Genomic DNA, 15,457 nt, shown 5'->3' with positions numbered 1-15,457 from the left:
ATGCAATAGTGTCATGGACCGGATCGATGCCATGCAGGCCTTCGTCGCGGTGGCGGACCTCGAGGGGTTTGCCCCCGCCGCCCGCAAGCTCGGCTTGTCTCCGTCCGCCATCACGCGGCTGATCGCGGCGCTGGAGGAGCGGCTCGGTGCGCGGCTGCTGCAGCGGACCACGCGGCAGGTGACGCTGACCGACGCCGGCTCGCGCTATTTGGAGCGGGCGCGGCGGATCCTCGCCGACGTCGAGGAGGCCGAGGACGCGGTAGAGAGCGAGCGCACCCGCCCCGAAGGCCGCTTGGTGATCTCGGCGCCGTTCGGCTTCGGGCGGCTCCATGTCAGCCCGGTCGTGACCGCCTACCTCAAACGCTATCCCGATGTTGGCGTTGACCTGCGGCTGTCGGATCGCCGGATCAATCTCGTCGAGGACGGCGTCGACCTCGCGGTCAGGCTCGGGCACCTGCCGGATTCGACGCTGGTGGCACGGCATGTCGGCCAGATGCGCCGCATCGTGGTGGCTTCGGCCGGTTATCTCAAGCTTCGCGGCGAGCCGAAGCGGCCGGCGGACCTCACCGCCCACGACACGATCCAGTTCGGCGCGATGACCGCGACGCCGGATTGGCGCTTCATGGAGGACGGCCAGGAGATCCGCATCACGCCGACGCCCCGCTTCACCAGCAACAGCTCGGACGCTGCCATCCAGTACGCCGAGCAGGACGGCGGACTGACGCGGGTGATGGCCTACCAGGCCGCCGAATCGCTGAAGGCGCGGCGGCTCAGGATCGTGCTCGCCGAATTCGAGCAGCCACCGGTGCCGATCCATGTCGTCTACCCGACATCCCGGCTGTTGTCGGCCAAGGTGCGGACCTTCATCGATCTCGTCACCGAGATTACCGACTGGCACTTCGGCTAGCTGGCGCCTTCTTCGGCACCACGCGGAACGTGCCGCTGGCGCGCGCGATCGTCACGCCGTCGGCCTTGATCAGGCTCTGTGCGAAGCAGATCGTGCTGCCGGTCTTGATCACGTCGCTCTCGATCGCGAGCCACTGTCCGACATTGGCCGAGCCGACGAAATCGACCGTGAGCGAGATCGTGACATACGAGGTGGTCCAGCCGGTCGCCTGGCCGCAGCTATAGCCCATCGCGTTGTCGGAGAGTGCCGCGATCAGCCCGCCATGGATCAGGCCGCGGCCGTTGGTGTGCGGTCTCGCCAGCCGCAGGCCGATGATGACGGACCGCTCGGTCTTCTTTTGGTACAGCGGCTCCCAGGGCTCGGTGAGCGGGCTCTTGCGGAATAGCGGCTCGAAGCCCTCGGGGACATCTTGGGAGTTGTCTTGGGGAATGTCCGGGGCGACTTGCGTGTCGGTGGTCATCTCTGGCTCGCGTATGACGTTGCGTTGCCGCCATTGAACGCGATGTCGACCGCGGTTTCACCGCCTACAAAGTTTTAAACGGGATTTGCAGGGACGTTTGAAAGCGGCTCCGGCCTGTCGCCACATCCCTCGCCGTCATCGTCCGGAGAGGCCACGGCGTACTGGATACCCCGCATGCGCGGGGTATGACAGCTGAGGGCATGACGGCGAGATTGCTCAACGGAAAACGGCGACCTAGCTAGAACGGCAGCCCCACATAATTCTCCGACAGCGAGGTCGACGCCGCCTTCGAGCTGACGAGGTAGTCGAGCTCGGCGATCTGGATGCGCGCGGCGAATTCGCCCTCGTCGGGGAATTTGTGCAGCATCGAGGTCATCCACCAGGAGAACCGCACCGCCTTCCAGACCCGCGCCAGCGCTTTCGCCGAATAGAAGTCGAGACCGGCCGAGGATTTCTCGTCGTAATATTCGCGCAGCGCCTGCGACAGATAATGCACGTCGCTGGCCGCAAGGTTCAGCCCCTTGGCGCCGGTCGGCGGCACGATGTGCGAGGCGTCGCCGGCGAGGAACATCCGGCCGAACCGCATCGGTTCGGCGACGAAGCTGCGCAAGGGCGCGATGCTCTTTTCGATCGACGGGCCGGTGATGATCTCGTCGGCGGCCTTCTGGTCGAGGCGCCGCTTCAACTCGTCCCAGAACCGCTCGTCGGACCATTGATCGACATGATCGTCGAGCGGGCACTGCACGTAATAACGGCTGCGATGCGTCGAGCGCATCGTGCAGAGCGCAAAGCCGCGCGCGTGGTTGTTGTAGATCAGCTCTGGCGAGACCGGCGGCGTCTCCGAGAGGATGCCGAGCCAGCCGAACGGGTACGCCCGCTCGTAGCTGGTGATCGCCGACGCCGGCACGCTGGCGCGGCTGACGCCGTGGAAGCCGTCGCAGCCGGCGATGAAATCGCAGGCGATCTCGTGGGTGACCCCGTCCTTGACGTAGGTGACGCGCGGATGATCGGTGCCGAAATCATGCGGCGTGACGTCGGCGGCGGAGTAGACCGAGGTCAAGCCGGCCGCCTTGCGGGCGTTCATCAGATCGAGCGTGACTTCGGTCTGGCCGTAGATGGTCACGGTCTTGCCGGTCGCCGCGTGCATGTCGATGCGGTGCCGCGCCCCGCCGAACGCCAGCTCGACGCCGTGATGAACCAGGCCTTCCTGGTGCAGCCGGGCGCCCGCGCCGACGCTGTCGAGCAGCGACACGGTGCCTTCCTCAAGCAGGCCGGCGCGGATCCGCCCCAGCACGTAATCCGGCGTCTGCCGCTCGAGAATGACGTTGTCTACGCCGAAAGTATGAAGTAGTTGCCCAAGCAACAGTCCGGCCGGACCTGCGCCAATGATTGCTACTTTTGTCCGCAACACCTGCTCCTCCCGATCGGATAGGCTTTCAGCAGGCGCCCGCGCCGGGGCGGTCGCCATCAACTTGCCAAGGCAACTATATCATATAACAGGTTTGGCAAGGCGGATTTGCGCGGGACCGGCGTTCGCCGCAGCGCAAGATGCGGGAGAGGCCGGGTGCGACGAGGCGTCCTCGCTGCGGATTTTGTCTTGAATATCCGCGTGAATTAGATAACATGTTAAGTAAAGAGACCGGGCACGAAGCCCGTCCTGGAGAGGAGGAGAGGTGATGAGGAAGAGTTTGTTGGCGCTGCTGATGGCAGCCGCCGCCATTGTGCCGGCCGCAGGTCCTTCGCAGGCGCAGGACAAGACCGTCAATCTCAAAGTGTCGCTGTGGGTGCCGCCGGCGCATCCGCTGGTGCCGGCGACGCAGGCCTGGGCCGCCGACATCGAGAAGGCATCGGGCGGCACTATCAAGGTCACCGTGTTTCCGTCCGAGCAGCTCGGCAAGGCATTCGACCATTACGACATGGCGCGCGACGGCATCGCCGACGTCACCTATGTCAATCCCGGCTATCAGCCCGGCCGGTTCCCGATCGCGGCCGCGGGCCAGCTCCCGTTCGTGTTCTCGGACGGCAAGAAGGGCACGCTGGCGCTGAACGAATGGTACCACAAATACGCGCCGACCGAGATGAAGGACACCAAGCTCTGCTTCGCCTTCATCCACGATCCGGGCGCGCTGCACGGCAAGAAGAAGATCCTGCTGCCGAGCGACCTCTCCGGCGTGAAGGTGCGACCGGCGCAGAGCACCATCGGCGAGATGGTGAAGATGTTCGGCGGCACCAATGTGCAGGCCTCCGCGCCGGAATCGCGCGATGCGATCGAGCGCGGCGTCGCCGACGAGATCACCTTCCCCTGGGGATCGATCTTCCTGTTCGGCATCGACAAGGTGGTGAAGTACCACATGGACGTGCCGCTCTACACGACGGTGTTCACCTACAACATCAACCTCGCCAAATATAATGCGATGTCGGACGCCCAGAAGAAGGTGATCGACGATCATTGCACGCCGGAATGGGCCTCCAAGGTCACCGATCCCTGGACCGATTTCGAAGCCAATGGCCGCACCAAGATGAAGGCGCTGCAAGGCCACGAGGTCTATCCGCTGACGGCGGATCAGCTCGCCGAGTGGAAGAAGGCGGTCAAGCCGCTGCGCGACAGCTGGGCCGAGGCGGTGAAGAAGGCCGGCGGCGATGCAGAGAAGATCGAGGCCGATCTGCAGGCCACGCTGAAGAAGTACGAGGCGGGGATCTGATCCCGTTGCCCCTTCACCTTTCCCCGCTTGCGGGGAGAGGTCGGATCGCGCATCGTCAGATGCGATCCGGGTGAGGGGGTACAGGTCTCACCGCCTTCACAACTCGTGGAAGCAGCCCCTCACCCCAACCCTCTCCCCGCAAGAGCGGGGCGAGGGAGCTCATCGAAGCAACGCATGACGCAATCTGCCGAAGTTTCCCAGGACGGCGCGATCACCGGTCCACCCGAGCCGGTGCGCAAGAATTTCATGGACCGCTTCATCGATTCGATCGAATGGGTGGCGGCCTTCTTCGTCGGCGTCGTCGCGCTCAACACCTTCACCGCGGTGTTCATGCGCAAGTTCTTCTCGGTGACGATCCCCGACTACTACAATTTCGGTCAGTTCCTGCTCGGCATCCTGATCTTCTGGGGCATCGCGGCGACGAGCTATCGCGGCACCCACATCACCGTGGATCTGGTCTGGGCCAATGCCTCGCCGCGCCATCAGCGCTGGATCGACATCTTCGCGACGCTGGTGCTGCTGTTCGTGGTGACGGTGCAGACCTACACGCTGGTCGACAAGGTGATCGACACCCGGAACAGCCACATCGTCACGATGGATCTCGGCGTTCCGGTCTGGCCGTTCTTCCTGGTGTCGTGGCTCGGCGACGTCTCCGCGGTTTTGCTGATCGCGATCCGGACCTACCGCCTGATCTTCCATCCGGAAGATATCCATGATGCCAAGATCAAGACTGCGGAGTAGACGGCCATGAGTCTCGATTTGAGTCCCGAGGCCGTCGCTATCATCGGCTTCGTCTGCTTGTTCGCGCTGATGCTGCTGCGTGTGCCCGTCGGCATGGCGATGGGCCTCGTCGGCATCACCGGCTTCGGCTATCTCACCGGCTTTGCCCCGGCGCTGAAGCTGGTCGGCCAGACTACGATGCGCACGGTGACGGATTATTCCTTCGGCGTGATCCCGATGTTCCTGCTGATGGGTGCCTTCGTGTCCGTCTCGGGGATCAGCCGCGAGCTGTTCCGCTCCGCCAACACCTTTGTCGGCCACTGGAAGGGCGGGCTCGGCATTGCGACCATCGCCGCCTGCGGCGGTTTTGCCGCGATCTCGGGCTCGTCGGTTGCGACCGCCGCGACCTTCTCGGCGGTGGCCTATCCCGAGATGCGTCGCTTCGGCTATCCGCAATCGTTCTCGACCGGCGTGATCGCGGTCGGCGGCACACTCGGGGCGATGCTGCCGCCGTCCACCGTGCTCGCGGTGTACGGCATCATCACCCAGCAGGATATCGGCAAGCTGTTCATCGCCGGCGTGGTGCCGGGCCTGCTCGCGATCCTGATGCACATGATCACGATCGGCATCATCGGCGTGACGCGGCCGGGCTTCCTGCCGGCAGGCAAGAAGGCGTCGTGGCACGAGCGCGCCATGGCCATGCGCGACGTCTGGTCGCCGCTGCTGCTGTTCCTGTTCGTGATCGGCGGCCTCTATGGCGGCTTCTTCGTCCCGACCGAGGCGGGCGCGGTCGGTGCGGTCGGTGCCTTCATCATCGGCATCCTCAGGGGCAAGCTGACCAGGGACGGCATCCTGCAATCGCTGCTGCAGGCGACGCGCACCGCGGCGGCGGTGTTCACGGTGCTGATCGGCGCGCTCTGCTTCGGCTATTTCCTCACCATCACCCAGACGCCGCAGAACGTCACCGAATTCCTTACCGGGCTCGGCATCGGCCCTTACGGCGTGCTGGCGCTGATCCTCCTGATGTATCTGGTGCTCGGCTGCCTGATGGACGCGATGGCGATGGTGATCCTCACAGTGCCGATTGTGTTCCCGGTGGTGACCGCGCTCGGTTTCGACCCGATCTGGTTCGGCATCATCATCGTCATGACGGTGGAACTCGGGCTGATCCATCCGCCGGTCGGCATGAACGTGTTCGTGATCAAGAGCGTGATCAAGGACGTCAACATGTCGACGATCTTCGTCGGCGTGCTGCCGTTTGTGATCACCGACCTGATCCGGCTGGTGATCCTGATCCTGTTCCCGCTGCTCGCGACCTGGCTGCCGCAGCGCATGATAGGGTAAATCCATGGTGCCCGAGCTTCAGACCAGATACGTCTTCACCATCACCGCCCGGATCGCGGAGGTGACCTCCGCCGGCGACATCGGCACCGGCGTCCGCCGCATCATTCCGATCGTCGGCGGCGAGGTGAGGGGCGAGACCGTCAACGGCAAGGTGCTGCCTTTCGGCGCCGACTTCCAGATCATCCGGCCCAGCGAGCTGATCGAGCTGGAGGCAAAATATGCCTTCGAGACCGACGACGGCGCCGTCGTCTATGTCGAGAACAAGGGCATCCGCTTCGGGCCGGTCGATCTGCTCGAGAAGCTCAAGCGCGGCGAGCCGGTCGACCCGAAGCTGATCTATTTCCGCACCGTGCCGAAATTCGAGACCGGCGCCGAAAAGTACCGCTGGCTGATGGAGCACATCTTCATCGGCTCCGCCGCCCGCCACGCCGACCGCGTCGTGATCGACGTACATCAGGTGCTGTGAGGCTCCGCTGTCATCCTCCCCTGGAGGGGGAGGATCGACGCGCATGAAAAAGCGCGGCGAGGTGGGGTGATCTCTCCACACGGGCACTGTCCGGGTGGAGAGGCCGTCACCCCGCCCCGTCTCACATTCCGCTTCGCTTCATGTGAGCCGACCCTCCCCCTCCAGGGGAGGGTGAAGTCCTGCGCCGCCACGCGCGTCTTGACTCCTGCGATGATAGTTATAAAACATAACTATTCTGAATAGGAAACAATAACGCCATGGGAAACGCTGCCGACGCGGGTGATGCCTCGCTGCTCAGGATCGAGACGCGAGGGGCGGTGCTGATCGTCGGGCTCAACCGGCCGGCCAAGCGCAATGCCCTTAATGACGGCATCATCCTGGCGCTGCGGGACTGCTTTTCCGCGATTCCCGACGCCGTTGGCGCCGTCGTCATCCATGGCGTCGGCGATCATTTCTCGTCCGGCCTTGATCTCTCCGAACTGACCGAGCGCGACGCCACCGAGGGGCTGGTGCATTCCCAGATGTGGCACCGCGTGTTCGACCGCATCCAGTATTGCCGCGTGCCCGTCATCGCCGCGTTGAAGGGCGCGGTGATCGGCGGCGGGCTGGAGCTTGCCTGCGCCGCGCATATCCGGGTCGCCGAGCCGTCGGCCTATTTCGCGCTGCCCGAGGGCCAGCGCGGCATCTTCGTAGGCGGCGGCGGGTCGGTGCGGCTGCCGCGCCTGATCGGTGTGCCCAGGATGGCCGACATGATGCTGACCGGCCGGGTCTATTCGGCGACCGAGGGTGCAGCCTACGGCTTCTCGCAATATCTCACCGAGGCCGACGGCGCGTTGCCGAAAGCGCTGGAGCTTGCCGAGCGCGTCGCCGCCAACGCGCCGCTGACCAACTTCGCAGTGTTGCAGGCGCTGCCGATGATCGCCGAGGCCAATCCGCAGACCGGCCTCTTGATGGAATCGCTGATGGCGACGGTGGCGCAGAGCGACAAGGAAGCCAAGAAGCGCATCCGCGCCTTCCTGGATCGCAAGACCGCCAAGGTGAAGCCGACATGAGCTCCAAGGCTGATATATCTGCGTCTTCGTCCACTGCGAGTGCGCATCCGCTGCGCCCGATCTCGTTCGGCAATCCCGACGTCACCGTCGAGCGCCGCGACGACGGCACGATCTATCTTCGCCCGAAGCTCAAGCTCGCAGACTTTCCCGCTCGCCTCACCGACCGCCTGCATCACTGGGCAAACGCCGAGCCGAACCGCGTCTTCATGGCCGAGCGCGCGGCCGGCGGCGGCTGGCGGCAGATCACTTACGCGCAATTGCTCGAGGTCACGCGGCGCATCGCCTCGGCCCTGATCGCGCGCGGGCTGTCGGCCGAGCGGCCGATCGTGATCCTGTCGGGCAATTCGATCGATCACGCGCTGATCGCGCTCGGCGCGCTCTATGCCGGCATTCCGTTCTGTCCGGTGTCGCCGGCCTATTCGCTGGTGTCGCGCGACTACGGCAAGCTCAGCTTCGTCATCAAGCTGCTGACGCCCGGCCTCGTCTTCGTCGACGACGCCGACAAATTTGCCGACGCCCTGCGCGCCAATGTCGGCCCCGCTGTCGAGATCGCGGCAAGCCGCGGGACCGTGCCCGGCCGCGCGGTGACGCGGCTCGCCGATCTGATGGCGGCGCCGGAAGAACCGCGCCTCGACGCGACCCATTCCGCGATCGGTCCGGATACCATCGCAAAATTCCTGTTGACGTCGGGCTCGACCGGCAATCCCAAGGCCGTCATCAACACCCAGCGCATGATCTGCGCCAACCAGGTGATGCTGCGCGAGACATTGGCGTTCCTGAAGGACGAGCCGCCTGTGATCGTCGACTGGCTGCCGTGGAATCACACGTTCGGCGGCAACCACAATGTCGGGCTGACGCTCTATAACGGAGGCTCGATGTATCTCGATGAGGGCAAGCCGATACCCGGCGGCATCGAGGAGACCGTGCGAAACCTGCGCGAGATCTCGCCGACGGTCTATTTCAACGTGCCCAAGGGCTATGAATCGCTGCTGCCCTATCTGCGCGACGATGCTGGCCTGCGGGCGAAATTCTTCCACCGGCTGCATGCGATGTTCTTCTCGGGCGCCGCGCTGTCGCCGTTCATCTGGAACAGCCTCGATGCGCTCGCGGTGCAGGAGAAGGGCTATCGCGTCCCGATGCTGACCGGGCTCGGCGCCACCGAGACCTCGCCGTTCTTCATGTCGGTGCGGCCCGATACCAGCCGCTCCGGCCATGTCGGGCTTCCAGTGTCTGGAAATGATGCGAAGCTGGTGCCGAACAACGGCAAGCTCGAGGTGCGCGCCAAGGGTCCGAACGTGACGCCCGGCTATTGGCGGCAGCCCGAACTGACCGCCAAGGCGTTCGACGAGGAAGGCTTCTACAAGTTCGGCGACGCGCTGAAGCCCGCCAACGCCGGCGATCTCGATGCCGGGTTCGATTTCGATGGCCGCATCGCCGAGGATTTCAAGCTGGCGAGCGGCACCTGGGTCAGCGTCGGGCCGTTGCGGGCGCGCTTCGTCGGCACCTGCGCGCCGCTGGTGCGCGACGTCGTGATCGCGGGGCTCAACCGCGACGAGCTCGGGGCGATCGTGATCCTCGATCTCGATGGCTGTCGCCTGATCAATCCACAGCTTGCCCCTGGCGACATCGCGGCCGCAGCCAACGATCCGCTGGTGCGTGCTGCCTTTCGCGAACGTTTCGCGCGGGTCCTTGCGGGCGCGACCGGTTCGTCGAACCGGATCGGGCGGGCGATCCTGCTCGACACGCCGCTGTCGATCGATCGCGGCGAGGTCACCGACAAGGGTTCGATCAACCAGCGCGCGGTGCTGGAGCATCGCACTGACATCATCGAAGCGCTCTATGCGCCGGTGCCGCCGGCATCGGTGATCAAACTCGTCTGACCATTCAAGGAGAGAATGCCATGCAGTTGAAGGACCAGGCCGGCATCGTCACCGGCGGCGCATCGGGATTGGGCGCGGCGACCGCGCGCCGGCTGGCTGCGCAGGGCGCCAAAGTGGCGGTCTGCGACCTCAACGCCACGCTCGCCGAGCGCGTCGCCGCCGAGATCGGCGGCATTTCGGTCGTCTGCGACGTGGCCGATGCAGCGGCCGCCGAAGCCGCGGTCGCTGCCGCCGCCAAGGCGCACGGCCCGGCGCGCGTGCTGGTCAACTGTGCCGGCATCGGGGTGGCCAAGCGTGTGATCGGCCGCGAGGGGCCGATGGCGCTCGCCGACTTCGACAAGGTGATCAAGGTCAATCTGATCGGCTCCTTCAACATGCTGCGGCTTGCGACCGCCGAGATGTCGAAGCTCGAGCCGCTCGCAACCGGCGAGCGCGGCGTCGTGATCTCGACGGCTTCGGTCGCGGCCTATGACGGCCAGATCGGGCAGGCGGCCTATTCGGCCTCCAAGGGCGGCATCGTCGCGATGACCTTGCCGATCGCGCGCGAGCTTGCGCAATTCGGCATTCGCGTGCTGACCATCGCGCCCGGGCTGTTCATGACGCCCTTGCTGGCCGGGCTGCCGCAGGAGGCGCAGGACTCGCTCGCCGCCGCGATTCCGTTCCCCCGCCGGCTGGGGCAGGCCGACGAGTTCGCCTCGCTGGCGCTGCACATGATCGACAATCCCTATCTGAATGGCGAAGTGGTGCGGCTCGATGCCGCGCTTCGGATGGCGCCACGCTGACTATGGTCATGAGTATGAATCAGGAGCATCCGACGAGCTTGCTTCGACCTCTCCCATTGGAAGAGGTCGGATCGCGCAGCGATCCGGGTGAGGGGTTACGATCAACAACGAAGACCGTACCCCCTCACCCCAGCCCTCTCCCCATGGGAGAGGGAGTTCACCGCGGTTGCCGCGCTATCGGGGTTGGCTAAACCATGTTCGTCCATCGGCGCGACGTGCAGATCCAGTGGGGCGATTGCGACCCCGCCAACATCGTCTACTACCCGCGCTACTTCGCGATGTTCGACGACTCGACCTCGATCATGTTCGAAGCGGCCGGTTGCTCGAAGCAGGATCTCGTCCACAAATACGGCCTGGTCGGCATTCCCATGGTCGACACGCGGGCGAAATTCCACATCCCGTCGACCCATGGCGACTGGATCACCATCGAGAGCCGGATCGAGAGCATCAAGCGCTCCAGCTTCGAGGTGGTGCACCGCGTGTTCAAGGGCGAGGCGTTGGCGATCGAGGCGTTCGAGACAAGGGTGCTGGTCGGCCGCCACCCGGACGATCCCGCCAGGCTGAAATCGGCGCCATTTCCGCAGGAGGTCATCGACCGCTTCATGAAGGGCTGACTTGTTCAGGGCTGACTTGCGGCCCCTCATGACCTAAAGAAGGGGCTGAATTGGCCCGCAAAACTGGTTTAAACCCAAAAAACATATCCGCAGGGAGGAATGAATGAGGAAGGCCACTCTCGCCGCAGCAGTGCTGGCAGCCGCTATCGCGCTGTCGGGCGCACCCGCGCTGGCGCAGACCAACGAAATCACCATCGGCATCTCGATCTCGACCACCGGCCCCGCCGCGGCGCTCGGCATCCCCGAGCGCAATGCGCTCGATTTCGTGCCGAAGGAGATCGGCGGCGTGCCGCTGAAGCTGATCGTGCTCGACGACGCCGGCGATCCGACGGCTGCGACCACCAATACGCGGCGCTTCGTCACCGAGTCCAAGGCCGACATCATCATGGGCTCCTGCATCACGCCGACGACGATCGCAGTGTCGACGGTCGCCAACGAGGCCGGCATCCCGCATCTCGGCCTCGCGCCGTTTCCGATCAATGAGGCCCGCGCAAAATGGTCGGTCGACCTGCCGCAGTCGATTCCGATCATGGGCAAGGTGCTCTACGAGCACATGAAGGCGCACAACATCAAGACCGTCGGCTATATCGGCTATTCGGATTCCTACGGCGATCTCTGGGTCAACGACTTCAAGGCGCAGGCCGTGCCGATGGGCCTGACCATGACCGATGAGGAGCGCTTCGCGCGTCCGGATACGTCGGTCGCGGGCCAGGTGCTGAAGCTCGTCGCCGCCAATCCCGACGCCATCCTGGTCGGCGCCTCCGGCACCGCCGCGGCGCTGCCGCAGACCGCGCTGCGCGAGCGCGGCTACAAGGGCCTGATCTACCAGACCCACGGTGCCGCCACCATGGACTTCATCCGCATCGCGGGTGCGTCGGCGGAAGGCGTCATCATGTCGGCCGGCCCGGTGATGTCGCCGGAAACCCAACCCGACAGCGCGCTGACCAAGAAGCCGGGCCTGACGCTGAACGCGGCCTATGAAGCCAAGTACGGCGCCAACAGCCGCAGCCAGTTCGCCGGCCATTCCTTCGACGCCTTCGAGGTGCTGAAGCGCATCATCCCGACGGCGCTGAAGACCGCCAAGCCCGGCACGCCGGAATTCCGCGAGGCGATCCGCCAGGCCTTCATCTCCGAGAAGGAGATCGTCGCGAGCCAGGGCGTCTACAACTGGACCGAAAAGGACCGCTACGGCCTCGACGACCGCTCGCGCATCCTGCTCACGGTCAAGGACGGCAAATACGTCCCGGCGATGTGAACCGGTCGCGATCCGCGAAACGAGGAAGCCGGCCCCGATAAAGGGCCGGCTTTTTCTTTACCCTCCCCTGGAGGGGGAGGGTCGCTTCGCATCGCGTGAGCGATGTGAAGCGGGGTGGGGTGATAGCCTATCGTCGTCGGTGGTGCTTCAGCGGCAATGCTTCCGCGTCGCGAGCGCCGTAGAGCTCGACATAAATCCGCTCCAGCACAGCGTCGAGGTCAGTCGTGATCTCCGAGTTCCAGAACCGGATGACGCGGAAGCCCTCCTTTTCGAGCCATTGTTGGCGCTCGCGATCGCGCATTGCCGTTTCATCGTCGTTGTGATGCCCGCCGTCGAGTTCGATGATCAGCCGCTTGGCCGGACAGAAGAAGTCGACGATATAGGGGCCGATCGGAGCTTGCTTTCGGAAATGCGTGCCTTCCGTCGGCATTTCCTTCAGCGCACGCCATAATATCCGCTCGTGCGGCGTGGCATTCGCGCGCAGCTTCTTCGCAGCCGCTCTTCGGATCGATGCTGAGACAATTCGTGCGGCTTCACCCCACCCCGATCGCACCCGACGATGCTACGCATCGCCGTGCGCGCTCGACCCTCCCCCTCCAGGGGAGGGTGAAGTGGAGCGCAAGCGTTGCGCGAATGCAAGTCTTCACCCTGCCCTGGAGGGGGAGGGTCGCTTCACATCGCGTCAGCGATGTGAAGCGGGGTGGGGTGATGGTCTATCCGCGTCGGCAGTACCTCAATCACCACTGGCAACCGACATACAACAAGCGCAGAACTAGATCGCGCTCTCGCCTTCGTGCTGGAAGCCGAGATAGCTGGCGGCGACGCCCTTGTTGGCGGCGATGTCCTTCGCGGAGCCGCTAAGCACGAACTCGCCGAGCTCCATCACATAGGCGCGGTCGGCGATCTGCAGCGCGGCCTGGGCGTTCTGCTCGACCAGCAGCACCGAGACGCCGGCGGCGCGGAGTTCGCCGACGATGCGGAAGATGTCGGCGACGATGATCGGGGCGAGGCCGAGGCTCGGCTCGTCCAGCATCAGCAATTTCGGCGCGCCCATCAGCGCGCGGCCCATCGCCAGCATCTGCTGCTCGCCGCCGGACAGCGTGCCGGCGAGCTGCTTGCGCCGCTCCTTGAGCCGCGGAAACAGCGTGTAGACCCGCTCCAGCGAGCGTGCTGCGGTTGCCTTCGTGATCCGGAACGCGCCGAGCTCGAGATTGTCCTCGACATTCATGGTGCCGAACAACTCGCGATGCTCGGGCACCAGGCTCAGGCCCGTCGCGACGCGGTCCTCGATATCGAGCGGCGCCATGTCGATGCCTGCGAAGGTGGTGCGGCCCCGCAGCGGCAGCACGCCCATGATGGCGTTGAGCAGCGTGGTCTTGCCGGCGCCGTTGGCGCCGATGATGGTGACGATCTCGTTGTCGGCGACGTCGAGCGAGACGCCGCGCACGGCCTCGACCTTGCCGTAGGCGATGTGGACGTCGGTCACCGATAGCAGCGCACTCATGCGGCGGCTCCGAGATAGGCCTTGATCACGTCGGGGTTGCGCTTGATCGCAGCCGGCGTGCCTTCGGCGATCTTGGTGCCGAAATCGAGCACCACGATGCGGTCGGCGAGATCCATCACGAACCCCATATCGTGCTCGACCAGCAGCACCGACATGCCGCCGTCGCGCAATTGCCGGAGCAGCGCGGCCAGCCGCTGCTTCTCCATGTGGCGCAGCCCGGCGGCCGGTTCATCGAGCAGCAGCAACATCGGATCGACGCACAGCGCACGCGCGATCTCGACGATGCGCTGCTGGCCGAGCGACAGCGAGCCCGCGAGCTGGTCGATCTGGTCGGACAGGCCGACGCGTTCGATCTGACGCGCGGCTTCCGCCAGCAGTTTCGCCTCGTCAGTGCGGTCGAGCCGCAGCATGCTGGAGATCGCGCCTGAATTGCCGCGCAGATGCGCGCCGATCGCGACGTTCTCCAGCACGGTCATGTCGGGCACCAGCTTGACGTGCTGGAAGGTGCGGGCGACGCCGAGCTTGACCACCTCCTGGGGTGGGGCGTTCGCGACCTCCTTGCCCTGCACGGCGATCTTGCCGCTGGTTGCGGCCAGGACGCCGGTGATCAGGTTGAAGGTCGTGCTCTTGCCGGCGCCGTTCGGGCCGATCAGCGCGACGATCTCGCGGGCGTTGACGTCGAATGAGACGTCGTTCACGGCGAGCACGCCGCCGAACTGCTTGCGTGCCTTGTCGATGTGCAGCAGCACCGGAGACGTTCCCGCCGCCCGCTCACGGTGTTCGAGCTTCACCGACGTGTCCGGCGTCTTGCGGGCCTGCTTGAACGGCAGGCGCGACATCAGCCAGGGCCAGACGCCCTGCGGTGCGAGTTGCAACAGCAGCACCAGCATGATGCCGAACACGATGGTCTCGAGCTGGCTCTGGCCGCCGAAGATGTAGGGCAGGTAGCTCTGCAGCACCTCTTTCAGGATCACGACGATGCCGGCGCCGAGCACGCCGCCCCAGACGTAACCGGCACCGCCGACGACAGCGATGAACAGATACTCGATGCCGGCCTGCGCGCCGAACGGCGTCGGGTTGGCGGCGCGCTGGAAATGCGCGTAGAGCCAGCCGGACAGGCCGGCCAGCACCGCCGCATAGATGAACACCAGCAGCTTGGCGCGCGGCGTCTGCACGCCGAACGCCTCGGCCGCGATATGGCCACGTCGCAGCGCGCGGATGGCGCGTCCGGTGCGGGAATCCAGCAGGTTCATGGTCAGGAGCGCGGAGAGCAGCACCACGACCCAGATCGCGTAATAGATCGTATCCGGGCTCAGCATCTTGAACGCGCCGATCGAGAGCGGCGGAATGCCCGAAATGCCGTCGTTGCGGCCGAGGAATTCGAGCTTGCTGAACAGGTAGAACAGGCCGATGCCCCAGGCGATGGTGCCGAGCGGCAGATAGTGGCCCGACAGCCGCACCGTGACGAGGCCGAGCAGCACGGCGGCAATGCCGCTGACCACGAGCGAAGCCGGCAGCGTCAGCCACGGCGAGACGCCGTAGGCGGTGGTCAGCACCGCCGTGGTGTAGGCGCCGAAGCCGCAGAACGCGGCCTGTCCGAACGAGGTGAGGCCGCCGACGCCGGTGAGCAGCACCAGCCCCATCGCGACCAGCGCGGCGAGGCCGATATTGTCGAGCAGCACGATCCAGAACGGCGGGATGCCCGGGAGAAGCGGGATCACCGCCATCACGAGTGCGAAGATGATGAGAGGGAGCCGCTGCGTCATCGCGT

At 65.2% G+C, this 15,457-nt stretch carries 15 protein-coding genes; 10 read left to right on the top strand and 5 right to left on the bottom strand.

Annotated elements, in window-relative coordinates:
* Window positions 1-13: 13 nt before the first annotated feature.
* Window positions 14-907, top strand: coding sequence for a LysR family transcriptional regulator (locus ACVW1C_RS16540; protein WP_092119512.1), 894 nt, complete (start codon window positions 14-16; stop codon window positions 905-907).
* On the opposite strand, the gene ACVW1C_RS16535 is transcribed toward ACVW1C_RS16540, so the two are convergent.
* Together ACVW1C_RS16535 and pobA are read right to left on the bottom strand one after the other, a co-directional pair.
* Window positions 885-1,367: a PaaI family thioesterase gene (locus tag ACVW1C_RS16535; protein WP_456759332.1), complete on the bottom strand. Its 483-nt coding sequence runs from the start codon at window positions 1,365-1,367 to the stop codon at window positions 885-887. The genes ACVW1C_RS16540 and ACVW1C_RS16535 overlap by 23 nt on opposite strands.
* A 238-nt stretch (window positions 1,368-1,605) precedes the next feature.
* Window positions 1,606-2,775 carry a 4-hydroxybenzoate 3-monooxygenase gene (gene pobA / locus ACVW1C_RS16530; protein ID WP_456759331.1) on the bottom strand — a complete coding sequence of 390 codons (1,170 nt, stop codon included), beginning with the start codon at window positions 2,773-2,775 and terminating at the stop codon, window positions 1,606-1,608.
* Window positions 2,776-3,043: 268 nt separating this feature from the next.
* Here pobA and ACVW1C_RS16525 point away from each other — a divergent pair, with 268 nt between their 5' ends.
* The 9 genes from ACVW1C_RS16525 to ACVW1C_RS16485 all read left to right on the top strand — a co-directional run bounded on the left by ACVW1C_RS16525 (window position 3,044) and on the right by ACVW1C_RS16485 (window position 12,182).
* The gene (locus tag ACVW1C_RS16525; RefSeq protein ID WP_176528734.1) at window positions 3,044-4,069 is read left to right on the top strand and encodes a TRAP transporter substrate-binding protein; all 1,026 of its coding nucleotides are present in this window, start codon (window positions 3,044-3,046) and stop codon (window positions 4,067-4,069) included.
* 231 nt (window positions 4,070-4,300) lie between these two features.
* Window positions 4,301-4,810, top strand: a complete 510-nt coding sequence (locus ACVW1C_RS16520; protein WP_456763100.1) for a TRAP transporter small permease — start codon at window positions 4,301-4,303, stop codon at window positions 4,808-4,810.
* Window positions 4,811-4,828: 18 nt separating this feature from the next.
* The gene (locus ACVW1C_RS16515; RefSeq protein ID WP_456763099.1) at window positions 4,829-6,133 is read left to right on the top strand and encodes a TRAP transporter large permease; all 1,305 of its coding nucleotides are present in this window, start codon (window positions 4,829-4,831) and stop codon (window positions 6,131-6,133) included.
* A 4-nt stretch (window positions 6,134-6,137) separates the two neighbouring features.
* The gene (locus ACVW1C_RS16510; RefSeq protein WP_456759330.1) at window positions 6,138-6,599 is read left to right on the top strand and encodes a DUF3237 domain-containing protein; all 462 of its coding nucleotides are present in this window, start codon (window positions 6,138-6,140) and stop codon (window positions 6,597-6,599) included.
* Between the two features lie 257 nt (window positions 6,600-6,856).
* Window positions 6,857-7,651, top strand: a complete 795-nt coding sequence (locus ACVW1C_RS16505) for a crotonase/enoyl-CoA hydratase family protein (protein ID WP_456759329.1) — start codon at window positions 6,857-6,859, stop codon at window positions 7,649-7,651.
* Window positions 7,648-9,531, top strand: coding sequence for a feruloyl-CoA synthase (locus ACVW1C_RS16500; RefSeq protein ID WP_456759328.1), 1,884 nt, complete (start codon window positions 7,648-7,650; stop codon window positions 9,529-9,531). Before ACVW1C_RS16505 ends, ACVW1C_RS16500 begins: the two co-directional genes overlap by 4 nt.
* Before the next feature lie 20 nt (window positions 9,532-9,551).
* Window positions 9,552-10,313, top strand: a complete 762-nt coding sequence (locus tag ACVW1C_RS16495; RefSeq protein WP_456759327.1) for an SDR family NAD(P)-dependent oxidoreductase — start codon at window positions 9,552-9,554, stop codon at window positions 10,311-10,313.
* A 194-nt stretch (window positions 10,314-10,507) separates the two neighbouring features.
* A complete protein-coding gene (locus tag ACVW1C_RS16490) occupies window positions 10,508-10,927 on the top strand; it encodes an acyl-CoA thioesterase (RefSeq protein WP_456759326.1) in 420 nt (139 codons plus the stop codon).
* 103 nt (window positions 10,928-11,030) lie between these two features.
* Entirely contained in the window at window positions 11,031-12,182 is a 1,152-nt protein-coding gene (locus ACVW1C_RS16485; protein ID WP_456759325.1) for an ABC transporter substrate-binding protein, read from the top strand.
* A gap of 127 nt (window positions 12,183-12,309) precedes the next feature.
* Here ACVW1C_RS16485 and ACVW1C_RS16480 read toward each other — a convergent pair whose 3' ends face one another.
* The 3 genes from ACVW1C_RS16480 to ACVW1C_RS16470 form a co-directional block, all read right to left on the bottom strand.
* Window positions 12,310-12,636, bottom strand: coding sequence for an endonuclease domain-containing protein (locus tag ACVW1C_RS16480; protein ID WP_456763098.1), 327 nt, complete (start codon window positions 12,634-12,636; stop codon window positions 12,310-12,312).
* A gap of 318 nt (window positions 12,637-12,954) precedes the next feature.
* Window positions 12,955-13,686, bottom strand: coding sequence for an ABC transporter ATP-binding protein (locus ACVW1C_RS16475; RefSeq protein ID WP_456759324.1), 732 nt, complete (start codon window positions 13,684-13,686; stop codon window positions 12,955-12,957).
* Window positions 13,683-15,452, bottom strand: a complete 1,770-nt coding sequence (locus ACVW1C_RS16470) for a branched-chain amino acid ABC transporter ATP-binding protein/permease (protein WP_456759323.1) — start codon at window positions 15,450-15,452, stop codon at window positions 13,683-13,685. Before ACVW1C_RS16470 ends, ACVW1C_RS16475 begins: the two co-directional genes overlap by 4 nt.
* Window positions 15,453-15,457: the final 5 nt, after the last annotated feature.

The sequence above is a fragment of the Bradyrhizobium sp. USDA 4011 genome (genome assembly GCF_054063415.1).
Note: the sequence above shows the minus strand (reverse complement) of the source record. Positions and strands in the feature narration are given on the sequence as shown.

What these genes read in the sequence shown, in the direction of transcription:
- ACVW1C_RS16540 (WP_092119512.1), top strand. Translation starts at nt 14, where the DNA reads ATGGACCGGATCGATGCCATGCAGGCCTTCGTCGCGGTGGCGGACCTC.
- ACVW1C_RS16535 (WP_456759332.1), bottom strand. Translation starts at nt 1,367, where the DNA reads ATGACCACCGACACGCAAGTCGCCCCGGACATTCCCCAAGACAACTCC.
- ACVW1C_RS16525 (WP_176528734.1), top strand. Translation starts at nt 3,044, where the DNA reads ATGAGGAAGAGTTTGTTGGCGCTGCTGATGGCAGCCGCCGCCATTGTG.
- ACVW1C_RS16510 (WP_456759330.1), top strand. Translation starts at nt 6,138, where the DNA reads ATGGTGCCCGAGCTTCAGACCAGATACGTCTTCACCATCACCGCCCGG.
- ACVW1C_RS16505 (WP_456759329.1), top strand. Translation starts at nt 6,857, where the DNA reads ATGGGAAACGCTGCCGACGCGGGTGATGCCTCGCTGCTCAGGATCGAG.
- ACVW1C_RS16500 (WP_456759328.1), top strand. Translation starts at nt 7,648, where the DNA reads ATGAGCTCCAAGGCTGATATATCTGCGTCTTCGTCCACTGCGAGTGCG.
- ACVW1C_RS16495 (WP_456759327.1), top strand. Translation starts at nt 9,552, where the DNA reads ATGCAGTTGAAGGACCAGGCCGGCATCGTCACCGGCGGCGCATCGGGA.
- ACVW1C_RS16490 (WP_456759326.1), top strand. Translation starts at nt 10,508, where the DNA reads ATGTTCGTCCATCGGCGCGACGTGCAGATCCAGTGGGGCGATTGCGAC.
- ACVW1C_RS16485 (WP_456759325.1), top strand. Translation starts at nt 11,031, where the DNA reads ATGAGGAAGGCCACTCTCGCCGCAGCAGTGCTGGCAGCCGCTATCGCG.
- ACVW1C_RS16475 (WP_456759324.1), bottom strand. Translation starts at nt 13,686, where the DNA reads ATGAGTGCGCTGCTATCGGTGACCGACGTCCACATCGCCTACGGCAAG.
- ACVW1C_RS16470 (WP_456759323.1), bottom strand. Translation starts at nt 15,452, where the DNA reads ATGACGCAGCGGCTCCCTCTCATCATCTTCGCACTCGTGATGGCGGTG.